The 14,672-nt window shown below is 46.7% G+C and carries 14 protein-coding genes and 2 tRNA genes; 14 read left to right on the forward strand and 2 right to left on the reverse strand.

The window, feature by feature from the left end; genetic code table 11:
- The first annotated feature begins 5 nt into the window (after positions 1–5).
- From nuoN to K4H25_RS07830, 14 genes are all read left to right on the forward strand, one after another.
- The gene (gene nuoN / locus K4H25_RS07765; RefSeq protein WP_221022738.1) at positions 6–1,466 is read left to right on the forward strand and encodes an NADH-quinone oxidoreductase subunit NuoN; all 1,461 of its coding nucleotides are present in this window, start codon (positions 6–8) and stop codon (positions 1,464–1,466) included.
- Between the two features lie 4 nt (positions 1,467–1,470).
- Complete coding sequence (locus K4H25_RS07770; protein WP_221022739.1) at positions 1,471–1,770, forward strand: DUF2818 family protein; 300 nt, start codon at positions 1,471–1,473, stop codon at positions 1,768–1,770.
- 63 nt (positions 1,771–1,833) lie between these two features.
- Positions 1,834–1,910, forward strand: a tRNA-Val gene (locus K4H25_RS07775).
- A 169-nt stretch (positions 1,911–2,079) separates the two neighbouring features.
- Entirely contained in the window at positions 2,080–3,984 is a 1,905-nt protein-coding gene (thrS, locus tag K4H25_RS07780) for a threonine--tRNA ligase (protein ID WP_221022740.1), read from the forward strand.
- A gap of 48 nt (positions 3,985–4,032) precedes the next feature.
- Positions 4,033–4,557 carry a translation initiation factor IF-3 gene (infC, locus tag K4H25_RS07785; protein ID WP_203564288.1) on the forward strand — a complete coding sequence of 175 codons (525 nt, stop codon included), beginning with the start codon at positions 4,033–4,035 and terminating at the stop codon, positions 4,555–4,557.
- A gap of 149 nt (positions 4,558–4,706) precedes the next feature.
- Entirely contained in the window at positions 4,707–4,904 is a 198-nt protein-coding gene (rpmI, locus tag K4H25_RS07790; RefSeq protein WP_173533778.1) for a 50S ribosomal protein L35, read from the forward strand.
- Between the two features lie 16 nt (positions 4,905–4,920).
- Entirely contained in the window at positions 4,921–5,280 is a 360-nt protein-coding gene (gene rplT, locus K4H25_RS07795) for a 50S ribosomal protein L20 (protein WP_173533779.1), read from the forward strand.
- Positions 5,281–5,421: 141 nt separating this feature from the next.
- Positions 5,422–6,417: a phenylalanine--tRNA ligase subunit alpha gene (gene pheS / locus K4H25_RS07800; protein WP_182075092.1), complete on the forward strand. Its 996-nt coding sequence runs from the start codon at positions 5,422–5,424 to the stop codon at positions 6,415–6,417.
- A 14-nt stretch (positions 6,418–6,431) separates the two neighbouring features.
- The gene (pheT, locus tag K4H25_RS07805) at positions 6,432–8,786 is read left to right on the forward strand and encodes a phenylalanine--tRNA ligase subunit beta (RefSeq protein WP_221022741.1); all 2,355 of its coding nucleotides are present in this window, start codon (positions 6,432–6,434) and stop codon (positions 8,784–8,786) included.
- Positions 8,786–9,124, forward strand: coding sequence for an integration host factor subunit alpha (locus K4H25_RS07810; RefSeq protein WP_182075091.1), 339 nt, complete (start codon positions 8,786–8,788; stop codon positions 9,122–9,124). Before pheT ends, K4H25_RS07810 begins: the two co-directional genes overlap by 1 nt.
- Positions 9,090–9,458: a MerR family transcriptional regulator gene (locus tag K4H25_RS07815; protein ID WP_221022742.1), complete on the forward strand. Its 369-nt coding sequence runs from the start codon at positions 9,090–9,092 to the stop codon at positions 9,456–9,458. The genes K4H25_RS07810 and K4H25_RS07815 overlap by 35 nt, the downstream gene beginning before the upstream one ends.
- A gap of 27 nt (positions 9,459–9,485) precedes the next feature.
- Positions 9,486–9,562: transfer RNA gene (locus tag K4H25_RS07820), tRNA-Pro, on the forward strand.
- Positions 9,563–9,691: 129 nt separating this feature from the next.
- Complete coding sequence (locus tag K4H25_RS07825; RefSeq protein ID WP_221022743.1) at positions 9,692–10,279, forward strand: hypothetical protein; 588 nt, start codon at positions 9,692–9,694, stop codon at positions 10,277–10,279.
- A gap of 608 nt (positions 10,280–10,887) precedes the next feature.
- Complete coding sequence (locus K4H25_RS07830) at positions 10,888–12,096, forward strand: SGNH/GDSL hydrolase family protein (protein ID WP_221022744.1); 1,209 nt, start codon at positions 10,888–10,890, stop codon at positions 12,094–12,096.
- A 518-nt stretch (positions 12,097–12,614) separates the two neighbouring features.
- Here K4H25_RS07830 and K4H25_RS07835 read toward each other — a convergent pair.
- Together K4H25_RS07835 and fabG are read right to left on the reverse strand one after the other, a co-directional pair.
- Complete coding sequence (locus K4H25_RS07835) at positions 12,615–13,871, reverse strand: beta-ketoacyl-ACP synthase (protein ID WP_221022745.1); 1,257 nt, start codon at positions 13,869–13,871, stop codon at positions 12,615–12,617.
- A 75-nt stretch (positions 13,872–13,946) separates the two neighbouring features.
- Complete coding sequence (gene fabG, locus K4H25_RS07840; RefSeq protein WP_221022746.1) at positions 13,947–14,672, reverse strand: 3-oxoacyl-ACP reductase FabG; 726 nt, start codon at positions 14,670–14,672, stop codon at positions 13,947–13,949.

Here is a 14,672-nt window from a genome sequence, read left to right on the forward strand (position 1 = left end):
GAACCATGACCTGGACCAGTCTTAATGCATGGGTGGCGGCACCAGAAATTTTCCTTCTGTGTGCAACTTGCGCCATTCTTTTGCTTGACCTTTTTATTAGTGATGCCAAACGGCATCTGACTTATGTAATGACCTTGGCTACTTTGGCAATCACTTTTGCCTTGGTGCTAATGGGGCACGAGCCGCATTCGCGTCTCGCATTTAATGGCTTGTATTTAGTTGATCCAATCGCAGATTTTGCAAAATTGGCAATGATTGTCGGTGTGGCTTTAGTGCTGATCTACGGTCGTAGTTATGCAATGGCGCGTGGCTTGTTTCGCGGTGAATTATTTACCCTCACTTTGTTCTCATTATTGGGAATGATGGTGATGGCATCATCGGTTAATTTCTTGGCTTTGTATGTTGGCCTAGAGTTGATGTCTTTGTCGGTGTATGCCTTGGTGGCTTTGAATCGTGAGTCATTTGCTTCGACAGAAGCTGCGATGAAGTACTTTGTTTTGGGTGCTTTGGCTTCGGGTATGCTGTTGTATGGTGTATCGATGTTGTATGGCTCTACGGGTTCGCTCGATATTTTTGCTGTGTCGCACGCGATCCAAGCAGGTCAAGCAAATAATCTGTTAGCTGTTTTTGCCATCGTATTTATTGTTACGGGCTTGGGCTTTAAATTTGGTGCAGTGCCATTTCATATGTGGGTTCCTGATGTTTATCAGGGGGCGCCAACGCCGATTACTCAACTGATTGCATCGGCACCAAAAGCTGCAGTGTTTGTGTTTACTTTGCGTATTTTAGCCCAGGCGTTAGAGGGCTTTGCGCCAGATTGGCGTGGTATGTTGATGGTGTTGGCTGTATTGTCGATGGGCTTGGGTAATATCACGGCAATTTCTCAAACCAATATTAAGCGGATGCTTGGCTATTCGACTATTTCACATATGGGCTTCGTGTTACTTGGCCTGTTGGTGGCGAGTCCTGCAGGTTATTCAGCGTCGTTTTTCTATGTCGTTTCTTATGTGCTAATGAGTGCTGCTGCGTTTGGTATCATTATGCTGTTGTCTCGACAAGGTTTTGAAGCAGATCAGATTGAAGACTTGAAGGGTCTAAACCAGCGTAGCCCATGGTTTGCCGCAATGATGTTGTTTACCATGTTTTCAATGGCCGGCATTCCTATTTTCTTGGGCTTCTTTGCTAAGTTAGCCATCTTGAATGTTGTAGTGACTATGGGCTTGGTGCCATTGGCTGTGATTGCCGTGGTGTTTTCGCTGATTGGCGCGTTCTATTATCTGCGAATTGTTAAAGTAATGTACTTTGATGATGCGGTTGATCAATCGCCATTGGTTGCTGGTAATGACGCAAAGCTTGTGTTGTCGATCAATTGTTTGTTACTTCTTGTGCTTGGGTTTATGCCTGATCGCCTGATGAACTTACTTTCAGATGCCGTGTCACAATCATTTACTTCGCTACCATACTAATGTAATGCAAAACTTCTTGTTAATTGTTGGGTTGGCTGCTTTGGCAGCTAACCTGCCTTTTTTCTCTGAAAAGTTGTTCTTTTTTTGGAAAATAAAGGCTGGCACTAAATCTTTTGGTTGGCGTCTATTAGAACTTAGCGTCTTTTATGCCTTATTGGCTGGGATCGCTTATCTTTTAGAATCACGTATCAGCTCGGTACACTCACAAAATTGGCAGTTTTATGTGAGTACTTTTTCGCTGTTTGTGGTTTTTGCTTGGCCGGGTTTTGTTTGGCGTTATTTTTGGCGAAAACCAGGCATCTAGTCATAAATAATATGGTTCTTTGCTTGCCAAAACGTTAAATGATATTTATTATGTTGCTTCTTTAGGCGCGTAGCTCATCTGGTTAGAGCGCTTCCTTGACATGGAAGAGGTAGTTGGTTCGAATCCAATCGTGCCTACCAACAATTTAGGAATCAAACCCAATGCTATTGACCGATACGACAACCTTAATTATTTTTGGCTAGTCGTACGTGGGTTTGACAGAAAAGTGCGGCTAGGCCGCACTTTTTTTTTGTTTTTTTTAAATGATATTTGTCTCGGCTTGCCGAGTAACTGATTTAGGCGATGATTATGCCAGCGATTACGCTTCCCGATGGTTCAGTGCGTCAATACGATGCCGCAGTCTCTGTTTACGATGTAGCGCATAGCATCTCTCCAGGTTTGGCACGCGCCGCATTGGCTGGCAAGGTGAATGGCCAGTTAGTTGATACGCGCTATGTGATGGAACAAGATGCATCGCTCCATATCATTACGGATAAAGATGCAGAAGGGCTTGAAGTGATTCGTCACTCGACTGCGCATTTATTGGCCTACGCCGTGAAGCAGCTCTATCCAACCGCACAAGTCACTATCGGTCCAGTGATTGAAAACGGTTTTTATTATGATTTTGCCTATGAGCGTCCATTCACATTGGATGATCTGGCGGCGATTGAAAAGAAAATGACCGAGCTGGTCAAAAAAGACATTCAAGTTGAGCGTTATGAATTAAGTCGCGATGATGCGATTACTTATTTCAAGGGCATTGGCGAAAACTACAAAGCTGAAATTATTGAATCAATTCCTGCCGATCAAGTTTTAAGCTTGTATCGTGAGGGTGATTTTACTGATCTTTGTCGTGGCCCGCACGTACCATCAACCGGAAAGTTGAAAGTATTTAAGCTGATGAAAGTGGCGGGTGCTTATTGGCGCGGTGATAGTAAAAATGAAATGCTCACACGGGTATATGGCACTGCCTTTGCTAAGAAGGAAGATCTGGCGCAATACCTCCATATGCTTGAAGAAGCAGAGAAGCGTGATCATCGTAAATTAGGTAAGTTGCTTGATTTGTTCCATATGCAAGATGAAGCGCCGGGTATGGTGTTTTGGCACCCTAAGGGTTGGACGCTTTGGCAAATCATTGAGCAATATATGCGTGCCAAATTAAATCGTCATGGCTATCAGGAGATTCGTACTCCGATGGTGATGGATCGCACCTTGTGGGAAAAATCAGGTCACTGGGAAAACTATCACGACGGGATGTTTACTACTGAGTCTGAAAAACGCGACTACGCAATTAAGCCAATGAATTGCCCTGGGCACGTACAAGTCTTTAATCAAGGTTTGCGTTCATACCGTGATTTACCATTACGTTATGCTGAATTTGGCTCTTGCCACCGTAATGAACCATCGGGTTCTTTACATGGGATTATGCGGGTGCGTGGCTTTGTGCAAGATGATGCGCATATTTTCTGTACTGAAGATCAAGTTCAGCAAGAAGCCGCGGCATTTATTGATTTGCTTAAAGAAGTTTATGCTGACTTTGGCTTTGATGATATTTTGGTCAAGCTTTCAACGCGTCCTGAAAAACGAATTGGTACTGAGGCCTCTTGGGATCGTGCAGAGGCGGCTTTGGCTGCCGCTTTAGACTCAAAAGGCTTGGCCTTTGAGTATCTGCCTGGTGAAGGCGCATTTTATGGTCCTAAAATTGAATTTACATTAAAGGACTGCTTGGGGCGACTGTGGCAATGTGGTACTTTGCAAATTGACCCTAATTTGCCTGAGCGCTTAGGTGCGGAGTATGTCGGCGAAGACAATGCTAAGCATCGTCCGATTATGTTGCATCGTGCTGTACTTGGTTCTTTAGAGCGTTTTATTGGTATTTTGATCGAAAACCATGCTGGTGCATTTCCGGCTTGGTTGGCTCCAGTTCAGCTGGCGGTGATGAATATTTCTGAGTCGCAACGTGAATATGCGCAAAAAACTGCTGATTTATTGAATCAAAGTGGACTTCGTGCATCAGTGGACTTGAGAAATGAGAAGATTACCTATAAAATCCGCGAACATAGCTTGCAACGTCTTCCTTATCAGGTCATCGTAGGGGATAAGGAGCGTGATGCAGGTTTGGTGGCCGTGCGTAACCGCAGTGGTGAAGACTTAGGGCAAATGACAGTGGAAGCGCTGGTTGCGCTGGTAAAAGCTGATTTGCCTAAGGTTTAACACTTGCAGGTGCACGGTTTTGTTTTTGAATGACTTGGAGTAATAACAATAGCTGCTCAAGATAAAGGCCCGCGTATTAATGGTGAAATCACCGCGCGTGAAATTCGTTTGCAAGGTGTGGAAGGCGAACAACTTGGTATCGTCTCCCTGAATCAAGCCCTTCAACTGGCTGAAGAGGCAGAGGTAGATCTGGTAGAGATCGCGCCAAATGCTCAGCCACCGGTTTGCCGATTAATGGATTACGGTAAATTCCGGTACGAAGAGGCTAAGAAAAAGCACGCTGCCAAGCTCAAGCAAAAGCAGGTACAGGTTAAAGAAATTAAACTGCGCCCGAGCACGGATGAAAACGATTACCAAGTTAAATTGCGTGGTGCAATTCGCTTCTTAAATGAAGGCGACAAATGCAAATTTACTTTACGGTTCCGTGGTCGTGAAATGGCTCACCAAGAAATTGGTATGGCACAACTTAAACGAGTTGAAGCTGACTTGGCCGAATTGGCTGTAGTTGAGCAATATCCGAAGCTAGAAGGTCGCCAAATGGTGATGATGCTTGGGCCTAAGAAAAAAGTATAACGGGTTGGCGACTACACCTGTTAAAGCCAATGTAGTTATTGGCTGGTAGTCGCGGTGGGGTGACGGGTATTAAGTTCTACTGGCAACAGTAGACGCCCTTTTGCCTAATCTAATAAGCTCATTTGAGCTAAGGCTAGTTGGAGTAAGTAATGCCTAAAATGAAAACCAAGAGTAGTGCTAAAAAGCGCTTCAAAGTACTTGGCGGTGGTGGTGTTAAGCGTAGTCACGCTTTCAAACGCCACATCTTGACCAAGAAAACGACTAAAACTAAGCGCCAATTGCGCGGCACTTCTATGGTTGATGCAACCAATATGAAGTCCGTTCGTGCAATGATGCCTTACGCTTAACCCTAGGAGATAAAATATGCCTCGCGTTAAACGTGGTGTCACCGCTCGAGCTCGTCATAAGAAAGTCTTAGCCCTGGCTAAAGGCTATCGTGGTCGTCGTAAAAATGTCTATCGTATCGCTAAACAAGCGGTAATGAAGGCAGGTCAATATGCATACCGTGACCGTCGTCAGAAAAAACGTCAGTTCCGTCAACTCTGGATTGCACGTATCAACGCTGCTTCCCGTGAGTGTGGTCTGGCATACAGCCGCTTCATGAATGGCTTGAAAAAAGCCGGTATTGAAGTTGACCGTAAAGTTTTGGCCGACATGGCAATCTTTGACAAGCCAGCTTTTGCTGCGTTTGTTGAACAAGCTAAAGCAAGCCTGACTGCTTAATCGGTACTGCCGGTAATGAGGGAGGCTTTCAGCCTCCCTTTTTTATTCACTTGTTTTTGCGTGAAAAAATTAAATTAAATGGGCTGCATAGCTTATTAAATTTAGCTTTTTCTCTCCTCACTACTTAATCGGGCCTAAAACATGGTTGCAAATATGCAAGCCTTGCTTGACGCTGGTTTGGCCGCACTCGATGCGACAAATGATCCAGTTGAACTCGAAATTGTCAAAGCGCATTACATCGGAAAGCAAGGTCAGATCACCGCCTTGATGAAACTACTGGCCGCAATGCCTGCTGATGAAAAAAAGGCGTTTGGCGCTCAAGTCAATCAAACCAAGCAAGCTTTTGAAGCCGCACTGAACGCCAAGCGTGATGGTATTGCTGCAGAAAAATTGGCAGCACAACTCGCCGCCGAAGCTTTGGATGTCTCGTTACCAGGCCGTGGGCATGCTAAAGGTGGCTTGCATCCCGTCACGTTAGTACAGCAACGGATTGAAGCCTTGTTCGGTAGTATGGGCTTTGCTGTCGCAGATGGCCCCGAAATTGAAAATGATTTTCATAATTTCGAAGCACTTAATATTCCAAAAAATCATCCTGCACGTGCGATGCAAGACACTTTTTATATTGAAAGTGAAGGTGAGCCTTTGGTATTGCGCACGCATACCAGTCCGATTCAAGTTCGTTATATGCTTGATAATGAACCGCCCATTAAGATTATCGCGCCAGGCCGTGTTTATCGTGTGGACTCTGATGCAACCCATTCTCCAATGTTCCATCAAATGGAAGGTTTGTGGGTGGAAGAGGGCGTCTCTTTTGCTGATTTAAAGAGTGTCATCGTTGACTTTTTGCGTCGCTTTTTCGAACGTGATGATCTGGAAGTTCGTTTCCGCCCTTCGTTCTTTCCATTTACTGAGCCATCAGCTGAAATCGACGTGAAATGGTCGAAAGGCTGGATGGAAGTGGGTGGTTGCGGCATGGTGCATCCGAATGTCTTAAAAAGTGTGAATATTGATTCAGAGAAATATACCGGTTTTGCTTTCGGAATCGGTTTGGATCGATTTGCGATGCTGTACTACGGCGTGAATGATTTGCGGTTGTTTTTTGAAAACGACGTGTCTTTCTTGTCCCAATTCAAATAAGCGGAGCATCAATCATGCAATTTTCAGAACAATGGCTGCGTAGCTGGGTTAATCCAGCGCTCAATTCAGATGAACTTGCGCATTTATTGACGATGGCAGGTTTGGAAGTCGAAGAAAATGAAGCCGCAGCACCTGCATTTACTGATGTGTTTGTCGCAGAAGTACTGAGTGTAAGCAAGCATCCTGATGCCGATCGCTTAAATGTATGTAGCGTCAATGTCGGTGAAGCTGAGCCACTGCAAATCGTTTGTGGCGCACCCAATGTCGCCGCGGGTTTAAAAGTGCCGTGTGCCCGTATCGGCGCGGTATTGCCTGGCAACTTTAAAATTAAAAAAGCCAAAGTTCGCGGTATTGAGTCATCGGGCATGCTGTGCTCGGGCGATGAGATGGGTATTGCTTCGGATATCGATGGTTTATACGAGCTGCCGAGCGATGCCCCAGTGGGTATGTCGATTCGTGAATATTTGGCGCTTGATGATCGTTTGTTGACCTTAAAGCTCACACCAAATCGCACAGATTGCTTGTCGATTCGTGGTATTGCGCGTGAAGTTGCGGCATTAACCAAATCAAGCTTAAGCCCTGTTGTTATTGAAACGGCTGCGGTTAATACCGATGCAGCAATTGCCGTTGCATTGAACGCAGAAACTGCTTGCCCACGTTATGCAGGTCGTCTTATTAAAGGCATCAACCAAGCTGCTGCAACACCCGATTGGATGAAGCAACGCTTGGAGCGCTCGGGTATTCGTTCGATCTCGGCGATTGTTGATATTACAAATTACGTTTTGCTAGAACTTGGTCAACCGATGCACGCGTTTGACGCGGCTAAGTTGTCAGGCAGCGTGCAGGTGCGTTTTGCTAAAGCTGGTGAGTCCATCACCTTGTTGAACGAAAAAGAATTGATGCTGAGTGACGACTTGCTGGTTATTGCTGATGACCATGAAGTGTTGGCGCTGGCCGGCATCATGGGCGGCTTGGCGTCGAGCGTGACTGAAAGTACCCAAGATATTTTCTTAGAATCGGCCTTTTTTGCGCCAGACGTGATTGCCGGCAAGGCGCGTCGTTTTGGATTTTCTTCTGATTCGAGTCATCGTTTTGAGCGCGGCATTGATTTTGGCAATGTGCGCGAAGCACTGGAGCGTGCTACGCAATTGGTTGTCGAGATTTGTGGCGGTCAAGTTGGCCCTGTGACGGAACAATTAACTACGCTACCAGCGCGCCTACCTGTTGCATTGCGCGTTGGTCGTGTGGCTAAAGTGCTCGGCATTAGCTTGCCGGCGGCTGAAATTATGGCGATGCTGCAAGGCCTTGGTTTAGCATGTGAATTGGCTTCAGATGTGATTACCGTAACACCGCCATCGTATCGCTTTGATATTGAAATCGAAGAAGACTTGATCGAAGAAGTGGCGCGTGTTTTTGGCTATGACAATATTCCAGTCAGTCCATCACTAGCGCGGATGAGTATGTTGCCGCAAGCGGGTGATCGCCGTAGCAAGAATGTTTTAAAATCAATTCTTGCTTCACGTAATTATCAAGAAACCATTTCTTACGCATTTGTGGAAGAAAAATGGGAGACTGATTTCGCTGCAAATAGCGCGCCCATCCGCTTGAAGAATCCAATTGCCAGCCAAATGAGCGTGATGCGCTCAACCTTGATTGGTGGTTTGGTTGCCGGTTTGCAACACAATTTAAATCGAAAACAAGACCGTGTTCGTTTGTTTGAAGTCGCTCGTGTCTTTCAAGGCGTTGCGGCACATCAACAACCGGAACGAATTGCTGCGTTAGCATGGGGTCATCGTTTTGCCGAGCAATGGGGTGTGGCGAAAGAACGTGTTGATTTCTATGATATAAAAGCCGATGTCGAAGCGCTACTTGCGCCGCGAGTTGCTCAATATCGTCGAGTTAACCATCCTGCGCTTCACCCTGGTCGCTCAGCTGAAGTGGTGCTGGATGGCGAAGTGATTGGTGTGCTCGGTGAAGTACATCCGCAATGGGTACAATCGTATGGCTTAGCCTTTGCGCCAGTTGTATTTGAGCTTTCAGTTGCAGCATTGACTCAAGTGGCGAAGTTGCAAGCGGAACCAATTGCTAAATTTCAAATCGTACGTCGAGATTTGGCCTTGTTAATGGACGAGTCCCTCGCAGTAGGTGCCTTGCTGTTAGCATTTGAAAGTTTAAAATTACCTATTATTTCATCAGTAGAAGTTTTCGATGTTTATCGCGGTAAAGGTTTGCCTGATGGCAAAAAGAGTCTTGCATTCAAAATCTTGCTGCAAGATACTTTAAAAACGCTAACCGACGAAGAAATCGATATAGCAGTAGCAAAATTACTCCAGAAGGCAGAGGAATGCGGCGCGATCTTGAGAGCATAATGCAGTACGAAACAAGCACATTAACACTGACAAAAGCAGATCTTGCCGATATGTTATTCGACAAGGTGGGTTTGAATAAACGCGAAGCCAAAGATATGGTGGAGTCTTTTTTTGATGAAGTTCGAGCTTCATTATCAGAAGGGGATACCGTTAAATTATCTGGCTTTGGCAATTTTCAACTCCGTGATAAGCCGCAGCGTCCAGGACGTAACCCTAAAACCGGCGAAGAAATCCCAATTTCTGCTCGGCGCGTGGTTACATTTCATGCAAGTCAAAAGCTGAAGGGAATGGTCGAAATCCACTATGCAAAGCTCCAGCAGCGTTATTCCAACCAGTGATCTGCCATCAATACCAGCAAAACGCTACTTCACCATTGGTGAAGTTAGCGAGTTATGTGGGGTCAAACCCCATGTTTTGCGGTATTGGGAGCAAGAGTTTACGCAACTTAAGCCGGTAAAACGGCGTGGTAATCGTCGCTACTATCAGCACCATGAGGTGCTGCTCGTTCGACGAATTCGATCTTTGCTTTATGAGCAAGGATTTACCATTAGTGGGGCGCGTAATCAATTGGGCGTATCAATGGCTGAAGTTGGCGAATATGGTTGTGGTGAAGTCAGTTTGACCGAAGTTCGCCATGAGTTAGAGGATTTGCTGGCATGGCTTGAACAGTAAGTTTGTTTGAGTTAAAATACGGCCTCTCGGAATATGGCGCAGCCTGGTAGCGCACTTGCATGGGGTGCAAGGGGTCGCGAGTTCGAATCCCGCTATTCCGACCAATAAAATCAATGGGTTACAGCTTAACGGCTGTAACCCATTTTTTCTTTGTGCCAATTCTGTGCGTTTATGGTTACACTTGGCGTGAGCTAGGGCGAGACAATTCCCATAATGACTCGTTATGGATATATATGACCAAGCATGATGAAGTGCTGATTTCACTACATAAAACAATTGCACATAATTTCTGGCTTGATAGTCGTGATTTCTTAGCTCGGTTTGATGTACTTTGGGAAATAGAGACTCATAAATCAGGACGAGTCAAAACTTTCGTTGATCTCTTGATGGCATGTGAGTGCGTGCTAAAGTCACATGCTATGCTTGGTTTAATGCCCACTACCACGACAAAAGATGCGTATAAACTTATCAGGAAAGCTAGTCATAGTATTGCTAAGCTAGCTGAGTTAGCTTGTTTTAATTCTAATCGTGAAAACTATGATTTCCTAAAGCAGCATCTTGATCAATTTCCTGTTTCTATTCGTTACTCACTAGATGCTGATGGCGTATTTTTTCCAATGCTAAGGGATTGGAGTGACGCTAAAATTCCCCACTCTAAAACGGTAGAGAATCATGTTTGGGTTATGTCAATTCGAGCGTGTGTGTACAATCTCGCCCATGAACTGATTCCACAATTCACGGGAGATTATGATATGGATATTGCTAAAATCATCGATGAAGCTCAATGTATGGAGCAATTAATGCTTGATCTTAAACGTTGATTAAAGCGAATCTTATCGTCGAATGTACTAGATTTTTGCTTTTTACCCTAACGTTTCATTTTTTGCATAGTTTTATAAAATTGGTTTTCCATCACTTCAAATTTCTGCTGCATTTTTGCCAACGATTGATTTGCGATGCGATCGTGTTCTGCAACCAGTGCGTAATATGTCTGCCAGTGCATACCCTAAAAATGGTATTTATTTAATTTGGTGCCACTTTAAGTGGTCGAGTTGACTTGTGTGTCGTTTTTTAAATACATCATTGCCGCGCATTCTAGCCCTTGGGTGAGCTGAAGTTTGTGGTTTCTTGTCGAGTTATGTAAGTTTTTGTCTGGATTAGTAAGATGCTGTAGAAGTGAAATATTCCTTATAAAAGAGATGAACTGGCTAAATAGGCCAATCTTGCGCAGACTTGCCATTGGCATAATGGAGTGTCAATTCCTTACGTTTTGCTGGCTTTTGCCTATTGTTGAGTTGGTGCTTGGCTGACCTAGGGATAGCCCTAGGCTTGTTAAACATGAGTTTGATTCGTAGCATGAAGCTTGTTTCTCAACGACAGAGCATCGGGCTTTGGGTTGCGGTGAACCATAACAAGACGGGAGATTTACATGAATATTTCGCTGCCACGGGCTAGTTGTCCATTTGCTGTTTTGCTGCTGACCTCTTTACTCGCCGCATGCGGTGGCGGTAGTGATGTCAGCATCCCACCGGACACCCGCAATATTAAAGAAGTCGTTTCCTTTGGTGATAGCCTGAGTGATGTGGGTACGTATAACCCGACGACAGCCGATGCCGATACGACGAATGATCAGCCATTGGGCTTGCGATTTACCACTAAGCCCATCCTCAAAGTCGACGGTAAGCCAGATCAGGCTACTCCGGGCGTTGTTTGGACTGAAGTGCTGGCAAATGAATATGGTTTATATCTCATTCCAAATCGGTTGGTTAATTTTAGTGGCATTAACCCAGCGACTGGCGCAGCTGTCGGCACAGTTGGCTCTATGGGTAAGATTTATGATTTTGGTGGCACGGCTTATGCAGAGGGTGGTGCAAGAATTGAAACTGAGCTGACGGTTAATGCCAAAGGTCAGCCGATTAATAATGGCGTGATTACAGTGGCACCTGGCGTTACCTATCAATCGGCGACCGCATTATCGATTAAAGGCCAAATCGCCAAATACAAAGCGGCGCGTACCAGCTTTAATCCGAGCCAGCTGGTATTGATTCAAGGTGGTCCGAATGATTTCTTTGCTTTCTTAGGTGGAGTTGCCGAAGGTAAGATCGATCCCGCGACGGCGCAAACTGAAATTAGCAAGAATGCATTGGCCATGGTCACTCAGGTGAAAACCCTGGTTGCAATGGGCGCGACCAAGGTGGTGTATGCCAATATGCCTGATTTGGGTGTGACGCCACAGTTTGCACCGACGCCATTAAAAGGCTTGGCCACTTCGATTTCGACGGCGTACAACCAAGCGGTTGCAGCGGGATTAGCGAACGAAATCGCCGCGAAGCAAGTGCTGGTTTATAACACTGCTGGATTAGTGGCTACGGCCATTTCTAGCCCGGCAAGTTTTGGCTTGGTTAATACTAGCGCCATGGCGTGTAATAACGATACCACGCCATCCGCTACGCCTTTGCCGCCGAGTGTTGATCCAAGCAAAGTCTCTGCACTGACATGTAATCCTAAAACCTTGGTGGCAGTGAATGCAGATATTAATTATCTGTTTGCCGATGGCGTTCATCCTTCGGTTGCTGGGCACACGGCTTGGGGTAAAGCCGCCGCCGCGACGGCGATTGCTTCTGGTTACGCTAAATAATTTTTAGCGTATAAAAAACCGCGTTAGGCTCAAGGCTTGACGCGGTTTTTTTACGTTTAGAATTCTGCTTGATTATTTACCTAAAGACGGCCAGCAGCTTGGCGAGTGCAGCCGGTAAAATTGGGCTATGAGCGAATTGCATGCTCTGCCCCTGCATTTTGCGGACCAGCTTTGCTGGGGCAGGGATAAATAACACCTCAGTGACTGATGCTGCAGCTTGCTAAGTATTACGCTGCAATTACGTGGATTTTTTGCCGCTAATCAGGGGTGGTATTTTGTCGCAAACAGAAGGGAAGATGGCTTAAGCCTTGATTTTTATCAATGTTGCATTGCAGCATAAAGAGGATCTTGGCGAGCTTGTCTTTATCTTTTTGGAAAGCATCATGTCGTATCACGAAGTAGAAAACCTCGCCCTCACGCAACATACTGTGCCACAGCAACCCCTCTGGATTGAACTTTGGTTGGCGTACTTAGATGGTGGGGAATAAGGCAAAAATACGCATCGGCCTCACGCCGCATTAAGCTGCTGGGTTTAGCGTGGCGAGGACGTCTTGTCCACGGCGCAAGATTAAAGAAGTATTGATGCCACCAAAGGCAAAATTATTGCTCATCGCATATTGGCAATTGAGCTCACGCCCAGCCACCGGTAAGTAATCGAGTGCACCACAAGCGGGGTCAACGGAATCGAGGTTGACATTACCCGCGTACCAGCCCCGATTGAGCATTTCGATGGTCATCCATGCTTCTAGCGCGCCGCATGCACCTAAGGTGTGACCAAAATACCCCTTGAGTGAACTAAAGGGCATCTGCGCACCAAAAACGCGGTTAGTCGCTTGGCTTTCTGCAATATCACCTTGATTAGTGGCCGTGCCATGCGCATTTACATAACCGATGTCGCAGGCATTGAGCCCAGCATTGGCCAGCGCCAGCCGCATTGCCACTTCCATCGTGGCGGTTTCAGGCCGAGTCACATGCGCGCCGTCTGAGTTGCAAGCAAAACCGACAATCTCGGCATGAATTCGCGCACCGCGCGCCAGCGCATGCTCGAGTTCTTCCAAAATCAGCGTGCCCGCGCCTTCACCAATCACCAGACCATCGCGATGCGCATCAAAAGGGCGCGGCGTGGTATGTGGCGCGTCGTTTTGGGTGCTGGTGGCATAGAGGGTGTCAAACACCATGGCTTCAGTTGGGCAAAGCTCTTCAGCACCACCAGCAATCATCATTTTTTGCTGACCGTATTTGATCGCTTCATAGGCGTAACCAATGCCTTGGCTGCCCGAAGTGCAGGCGCTCGATGTGGGGATAACACGACCTTTAAGGCCAAAATACACGCCAATATTGACCGCCGAAGTATGACTCATCATCCTGAGGTAAGAGTTGGCGCTTAGGCCATTGACATCTTTTTCGATCAGCGCATAACCAAATTCGCGCACCGCATCCGTACTGCCAATGGACGAACCGTAGGCTACGCCCATGCTGCCATTTTGAATTAAGGGATTGCCCAGTAAGCCCGCATCCGCCAGCGCGTATTCGGATGCCAGTACGGACATTTTGGCAACGCGGCCCATTGAGCGGGTTTGCTTGCGGGTATAGTGCGCGGGCAGGGCAAAATCAGAAATAGGGCCTGCCAATAAGGTGTTAAGGTCTTGGTATTGCGCCCAGTCATCCATGCGGCGGATGCCGGTTTTTCCTGCGCGCATCGCCGCAGCAATAGTCGGCCAATCACCGCCCAAAGAAGAGATGCCGGCCATGCCGGTAACAACAACTCGTTTCATTTACGTCTTACCTAGGTAGTTACTCGCCATACAACGTATGTACCGCGACTCAATCAATTGTATTGCGACTTAAAATCAACATAATCCGCCATTCACTGCAATCACTTGCCGCGTGGTATACGCGGCGCCCTCGCTCATTAGATAGCTCACCGCAGCGGCAACTTCTTCGGACCGGCCCATTCTGGCCATTGGGATCATTTTTTTTATGTCTTCTAGCGCCGGTAAGTCTTGAATCATCTCGGTGTCGATCAGCCCCGGCGCCACACAATTGACGGTAATTTTTCGGCTGGCCAATTCGAGTGCCAGCGCCTTACACGCGCCGATTAAGCCTGCTTTGGCCGCGCTGTAATTGACTTGTCCTCGATTGCCAATCAAGCCCGACACCGAAGCAATCGCCACGATACGCCCGGGTTGACGCCGGCGCACCATGGGCATAGATAGGGGATGCAGCACATTATAAAAGCCATCCAAATTGGTGCTAAGCACCAGATCCCAATCGTCGTCGCTCATCGCCGGAAACGCCGTATCCCGCGTAATGCCCGCGTTGATAATCACGCCGTATGGCGCGCCATGTGCGGCCACATCGGCTTCAATTGCCGTGCGGGTTTGCGCGCGATCGGTCACATCAAAGCAGATCAATCGGGCCTGACGGCCTAGCGCGACAATCTGTTGTTGCAGCGCAAGCACGCTGCTTTGATTGCGGTGGTAATGCAAAATCAAATCAAAACCATCGCTGGCCAATTTGAGCGCCATGGCGCGGCCAAGGCCACCGCTGGCGCCGGTAATTAAAATCGTATGCAT

Origin of the sequence: Deefgea piscis (assembly GCF_019665785.1) — a bacterium.
Classification (GTDB): Bacteria; Pseudomonadota; Gammaproteobacteria; order Burkholderiales; family Chitinibacteraceae; genus Deefgea.